This window comes from Streptomyces sp. NRRL WC-3549, assembly GCF_000721935.1.
GTDB lineage: Bacteria > Actinomycetota > Actinomycetes > Streptomycetales > Streptomycetaceae > Streptomyces.
This window is the reverse complement of sequence record NZ_KL585386.1, coordinates 187,607-194,117: the sequence shown is the minus strand read 5'-3', so window position 1 is coordinate 194,117 and position 6,511 is coordinate 187,607. Positions and strand designations below refer to the sequence as shown.

The window sequence follows — 6,511 nt, the reverse complement described above, 5'->3', positions numbered from 1 at the left end:
GGTCCGGGTGGGCCTGTACCGGATGCTGCAGAGCGAGTACCGCCACGTCCGCTCCCGCCACGTGCAGATCGACCGCGCCGCGACCGACGAGCAGCTCTGCCGCTGGGTCGCCGAGGAACTGTCCACCGACGGCGAGCCCGCCGAGGTCGCCTACCGCGGGGGAGCGCGCCACCTGGCGACGCTGGCCGAGCCCCCGCGGGGACGGCGCGCCGCAATCGGCTTCCCGGCCGGCCACGTGCTGTGGGTGACCGGTGGCACGCGCGGCCTCGGGCTGCTCACCGCCCGCCACTTCGTCGCCCGGCACGGCGTGCGCAAGCTGGTCCTCACCGGCCGCGAGGAGTTGCCGCCGCGCGCGGAGTGGGCCGCGCACATCGCCGAGGACGGCCCGCTGGGCCGCAAGCTGCGCCCGCTCGCCGAACTGGCCGCACAGGGCGTCGAACTCGAGGCCGTCGCCGTTCCGTTGGACGAGAAGGAGGCGCTCGCCAAGGTCCTGGCCGACGTCAGGCTGCGACTCGGCCCGGTCGGTGGCGTGATCCACAGCGCGGGCTTCACGGACTTCGGGAACCCGGCGTTCGTCCGCAAACCGCGGACCGGCATCGCCCGTGTCCTCGCACCGAAGGTGTTCGGTCTGGACACCCTGGTGGAGTGCTTCCGGGACGAGCCGCTCGGCCTGTTCGTGCTGTATTCGTCGGTCGCCGCCGCCGTCCCCGCCCTCGCGGTCGGCCAGAGCGACTACGCCATGGCCAACGCCTACCTCGACGCGGTGGCGGAGGCCCGACCGTACGGCCTGCCCCTGGTCAGCGTGCAGTGGCCGAGCTGGAAGGACACCGGAATGGGGGAGGCCCGCAGCGGCGCCTACCGGGCCTCCGGCCTCGCTTCGCTCACCGATGCCCAGGGGCTGGACCTCCTCGACCGCGCGCTGGAGAGCGGGGCCCGGGTCGTGATGCCCGTACTGCCGCGTCCCGGCGCCGGATTCAGCGCCGAGCGCCTGACGGCACGGCGCCTGGAGACCCCGCCCACCGCACCGGCCGCCGCGCCGCGACCGGTGGTCGGCGCGGGCGTGGGTGCGGAGGCGGACGTGCGCTCCGCCGTCGAGGCGGTCGCCTCCTGGCTGCTCGACCGGCTCGCCGCAGAACTGCGCTTCGACCGCGCCAAGCTGGCCGGGGACGTCCCGGTCCACGACTACGGCATGGACTCGATCATGGTCTCGCAACTCGTCCAGACCGTCGCCCAGCGCCTGGACGTCTCGGTCGACCCGTCGGCCCTGCTGGAACACCCGACGACGGACGGCTTCGCGGCGTACCTCGGCGAGGAGCACCGGACAGAGCTGCTCGCCGAATTCGGCGGCGTGGAGACCCGCGGCGCGGCACCCGGGGCCGAAGGCGACGTACGGCCGCGGTCCGCGGCTCGGCCCACGGCGGAGACCGCGGCCCCGGCACCCGGCCGGGCCGCCGAGACACCCCCCGCCCCGACCGCCACCGCACGCCGGCAGGGCAGCACCGCCTCCCCGGTCCCTGACCCGCGCGCCGAGGCCGTAGCCGTGGTCGGCCTCTCCTGCCGCTTCCCCGACGCCGACTCCGCCGACGCCTACTGGGAAGTTCTGCGGGAGGGCCGTACGGCTCTGCGTCCCGTCCCGGACACCCGCTTCGAACGCCCCCTCGGCCATCACGCCGGACTGCTGCCGGAGGTGCTGCGGTTCGCGCCCGAGCGGTTCCTGCTGTCCGAGGCGGACGTCAAGGCGATGGACCCGCAGGCGCTGCTCCTGCTGGAGGAGGTCGACAGGGCCGTGCACCACGCCGGATACCGCCCGGCGGACCTCAAGGGCCGCAAGGTCGGCGTCTACGTCGGCGGCCGGGCCACCCACACCCCCGACCCGGCGGCACTGGAGCGGGCCAAGAACCCGGTCGTGGTCACCGGCCAGAACTACCTCGCGGCCAACATCTCCCAGTTCTTCGATTTCCAGGGCCCGAGCCTGGTGGTGGACACCGCCTGTTCCTCCGCCCTGGTGGCGATGGACACGGCGGTACAGGCGCTGCGCACGGGTTCCGTGGAGTCGGCCGTCGTCGCCGGTGTGAGCCTGCTCGCTGACGACCGGGCGCACCGGGTCTTCGGGCAGCGTGGGCTGCTCAACACCGGCCCGGAGTTCCACGCGTTCGACGGCCGGGCGGCCGGACTGGTGCTCGGTGAGGGCGTCGGCGTCGTCCTCCTCAAGCCGCTGGCCCGTGCCCAGGCGGACGGCGACCGGGTGCTCGCCGTACTGGAAGGCATCGCGGTCAACAACGACGGGCGCACCGCCGGGCCCGCCACCCCCAACCTGCGGGCACAGAGGGACGTGATGGCCGAGGCGTTGGCGCTCAGCGGCCGTGTGCCGCGGGACATCGGCTGGGTGGAGGCCAACGCCTCCGGCTCGACCGTCACCGACCTGCTCGAACTGAAGGCGATCGAGGGTGTCTACGGCGTCGGACCGGCCCGCTCCCCGCGGCTCGCGCTCGGATCGGTGAAGCCGAACATCGGTCATCCGCTGGCCGCGGAGGGCATCGCCGCGTTCATCAAGGTCGTCCTGATGCTGCATCACCGGCAGCAGGTGCCGTTCCGCTCCGGACAGCAGCCGCTGCCGCACTTCGACCTGGACGCCTCCGCGATGTACTTCCCGAGAGAGCCGCGCCCGTGGCCTGAGGACGCGGACCGGGCCGCGCTCAACTGCTTCGCCGACGGCGGCACCAACGTGCACCTGCTGCTCGCCCCGGCCCCGGCGGACCACCGCGCCGCCCGGGCGCCGCTGCCGCAGCCCCCGTCGGGGCGCACGGTCGTCATCCGGGGCACCGCCTCCGAGGCACCCGACACACCTGCCCAACCGGCGGCGGCCGGCCTGTTCTGGGACACGTACCGGTGACCGCGGCCGACGGGGCACCCCCGATGCCCCAGACGCCCGAAGGACCCTTGCCCGTGGTCTTCATGTTCTCCGGGCAGGGCTCGCAGTACTACCGCATGGGAGAGGAACTCTTCGAGTCCGACGAGGTGTTCCGCACGGCCCTGCGGCGGTACGACGCCATCGCCACCGGGCTGCTGGGCGAGTCGGTCCTCGCGAGGATCTTCGACCCGGCCCGGCGCAAGAACGACTCCTTCACCGACACACGGCTCACCCACCCGGCGATCGTCATGATCGAACTCGCCCTGGCCGAGACCCTGCGCGCGGGCGGTGTCGAGCCGGACTACCTGCTCGGCTCCAGCCTCGGCGAGTACGCGGCCGCGGTCGTCTCCGGGAGCACCGACGCCGAGACGTGCCTGCGGCTGCTCGTCCGGCAGGCGGAAAGTCTGCCCACGGTCCCGCGCGGCGGGCTGCTCGCGGTCATCACCCGCCCGGACGGCCGGGACCGGACCCCCGTGCCGCCCGGCTGCGAGGTCGCCGCCCGCAACTACCCCGGCCACACAGTGGTCGCCGGCACCGACGCCGACCTGGAAAGGGCCGAGGCGGACCTGCGCGCGGCCGGCGTGCTGCACCAGCGGGTGCCGGTCGAGTACCCCTACCACTCCAGCCTGATGGACGGCGTCCTCGACGAGTGCCGGACCCTCTTCGACGGGGTGGGCTTCTCCCCACCGCGCATCCCCTGGGTGTCGTGCGTGGACGGACGGCTCGTCGAGCGGCCCGGTGCCGATCACTTCCGGCGGGTCGTCCGCGAACCCATCGAGTTCGAGCAGGCCATGACCGCGATGCGGGCCCGCGGCGACTTCCTCTACCTCGACCTGGGCCCCTCCGGCACCCTGCACAACTTCGTCCGCGGCAACCTCCCGGCGGGTGACCGCTCCCGCTCGCTTCCGCTGCTCAGCCCGTTCTGCCACGACCCGCGGGCCCTGGAACTGGCCCGCACACTCGCGGCACCGGCCTCATCCCCCTCCGCCACTGCGATCACACACCTACCGACGACTCCGGTGACAGCGAAGACGGCAAGGAAGGCACATGGCATGAAGGTCTACGGATTCCCGGGTCAGGGGTCTCAGCAGCGGGGGATGGGCAAGGAACTGTTCGCCAGGCACCCCCGGGAGACCGCGATCGCCGACCGAGTCCTCGGCTACTCGATCGAGGAACTGTGCGTCCGCGACCCGGAGCGCCGCCTGGGGCGAACCGAGTACACACAGCCGGCGCTCTACGTCGTCAGCGTCCTGACCTACCTCGACCGGCTCGCCGAGGACTCCGAGATGATCGGCCACAGCCTCGGCGAGTACGCCGCCCTGTTCGCCGCCGGCGTCTTCGACTTCGAGACCGGGCTGCGCCTGGTGCAGCGGCGCGGTGCCCTGATGGCGGCGGCCGGCGGCGGCGGGATGGCGGCGGTGGTCGGCTGCGACGAGGCGACCGTGCTGCGGGTGCTCGCCGACTCCGGCATCGACGAGCTCGACCTGGCCAACCACAACGCCCCCGACCAGTTCGTGCTGTCCGGCCCGGCCGAGCACGTCGACGCCGCCCGTGCCGCGTTCGAGTCGGCCGGTGTCCGCGCTGTCCGGCTCAATGTCAGCGCGCCCTTCCACTCCCGCCACATGCGCGACACCGCAACGGAGTTCGCCCGCTTCCTCGACGGCTTCGCCCTGCGGAACCCGGCCGTCCCGGTGCTGGCCAACGTGGACGCGCAGCCGTACGCCCCCGGCGCCGTCGAGGCGACCCTGACCGCGCAGATCGCCTCGCCGGTCCGCTGGACCGACACGGTGCGGCGGCTGATGGGCCACGGCGATTTCGAGTTCGTGGAGCTGGGCCCGGGCCGGGTCCTGACCAATCTGGTCGCCAGAATCAGGAAGGACGCCGAGCCGCTGCCCGCGCCAGGAGCAGGGGAACGACTCGACGAGCGAACGCCTTCCGGCCAGTTGCCACCTCCCGTACGCCCCGCTTCCTTTGCCGCCCCGACGGCTGACACCCTCGGAGCCGCCACCTTCCGCGAGCGGTACGGTCTGCGGCGCGCCTATCTGCTGGGCGCCCTGTACGGCGGCATCTCGGGCCGCGCGATGCTGGGCGCGGCGGCCAAGGCCGGGCTGCTCGGCTTCCTGGGGACCGGCGGCCTCCCCCTCGACGAGGTGGACGGCCTGCTGCGCGACCTGGCCGGAGAGCTGGGCCTGGGCGGCTCCTTCGGCGTCAACCTGTTGTACCGGCACGGCGCCCCCGAGGAGGAGTCCGCCTTGGTGGACCTGCTCCTGCGGCACGGCGTCGACCTGGTCGAGGCGTCCGGCTTCCCGCTGCTCACCCCGGCGCTGGTGCGGTTCCGCCTCAAAGGCGGCCGGATCATCGCCAAGGTGTCCCGGACGGACATGGCTGCCGAGTTCCTGGCTCCGCCACCGGAGCGGCTGGTCGCTCGGCTGCTTGAGTCGGGCGAGGTCACCGCGGAGGAGGCCCGCGCGGCGGCCGGGCGGCCCATGGCGGACGATCTGTGCGTGGAGGCCGACGGCGGCTGGCTGAGCAGCACGGCTGACCTGCTCACCCTGCTGCCCGCCGTGCTGCGGCTGCGCGACACGACCGGGACGGGCGGCCACCGGGTGCACGTGGGGTGCGCGGGCGGCATCGGCACGCCCGAGGCCGCCGGGGCGGCGTTCCTGCTCGGCGCCGACTTCGTCCTGACCGGCTCGGTCAACCAGTGCTCCGTGGAGGCGGCCACCAGCGCGGAGGTGAAGGACATGCTTCAGGAGGCGCGCGAGTACGACGTGGACACCGCGCCCTGGGGCGAGCTGTTCGACCTCGGCGTCCAGGCCCGCTACCTCAAGCGGGGGCTGTTCTTCCCGGCCCGGGCGTCCCGGCTGTACGAGCTGTGGCGCCGGCACGGCTCACTCGCCGAGCTGGACGACGAGACCGCGAGCCAGGTCCTCGACCGATATCTGGGCGGCGAGGCCCCCGCGCCTGTCGCGGCGGACGGCGCCCCCGAGCAACAGCTGGCGGTTGTGTTCCGCGGCTACTTCACACGTGGTTTCCGCCTTGCCGTGAGCGGCGACCAGCGCTCCCGGGTGGACTATCTGGTGCACTGCGGCCCCGCGATGGGCGCCTTCAACCAGGTGGTGGCGGACACCGAGCTCCACCCGTGGCGAGCCCGCAGGGTGGAGGCGATCGCCGACGCCCTGATGGACGGCGCCGCCGCCCACCTCTCCGCACGCCTGTCCAGCTTCGGCTGAGTCCGCGGCAACCCGGACCTTTGCCCGAGGGCGGTGGCGCACCGCGAGGTCAATGCGGACGCGGGGCCCGGGGAAGGCGTAGCCGGAAGCATGCTCCGAGCGTCCGGGGCGTGAGGGTGAGGGTGCCTCGGTGGCGGTGGGCCAGGTCGCGGGCGATGGCCAGGCCCAGGCCGGTGCCGCCGTTGTCGCGGGAGCGGGCGGTGTCGAGCCGGACGAAGCGTTCGAAGACGCGCTCGGCGTCTTCGCTGGGTATGCCCGGCCCGTCGTCGTGCACGGTGAGGACGATCCAGGCGTCCTCGTTCCGGACGGTGATCTGGATGCGGTGTGCGGCGTGGCGGGCGGCGTTGTCGATGAGGTTGCGCAGCAG

Annotated in this window: 3 protein-coding genes; 2 read left to right on the top strand and 1 reads right to left on the bottom strand. The window is 73.5% G+C overall.

The annotated features are described in order from the left end of the window. A partial coding sequence (locus IH13_RS36775; RefSeq protein ID WP_158791051.1) for a type I polyketide synthase occupies positions 1 to 2,893 on the top strand: 2,893 nt, incomplete at its 5' end. 62 nt (positions 2,894 to 2,955) lie between these two features. Continuing rightward, the gene (gene fabD, locus IH13_RS0105220) at positions 2,956 to 6,144 is read left to right on the top strand and encodes an ACP S-malonyltransferase (protein WP_234433217.1); all 3,189 of its coding nucleotides are present in this window, start codon (positions 2,956 to 2,958) and stop codon (positions 6,142 to 6,144) included. Between the two features lie 49 nt (positions 6,145 to 6,193). Here fabD and IH13_RS0105215 read toward each other — a convergent pair. Continuing rightward, on the bottom strand, positions 6,194 to 6,511 hold a 318-nt coding region (locus tag IH13_RS0105215; protein ID WP_031081402.1), incomplete at its 5' end, for a sensor histidine kinase.

What these genes read in the sequence shown, in the direction of transcription:
- fabD (WP_234433217.1), top strand. Translation starts at nt 2,956, where the DNA reads ATGTTCTCCGGGCAGGGCTCGCAGTACTACCGCATGGGAGAGGAACTC.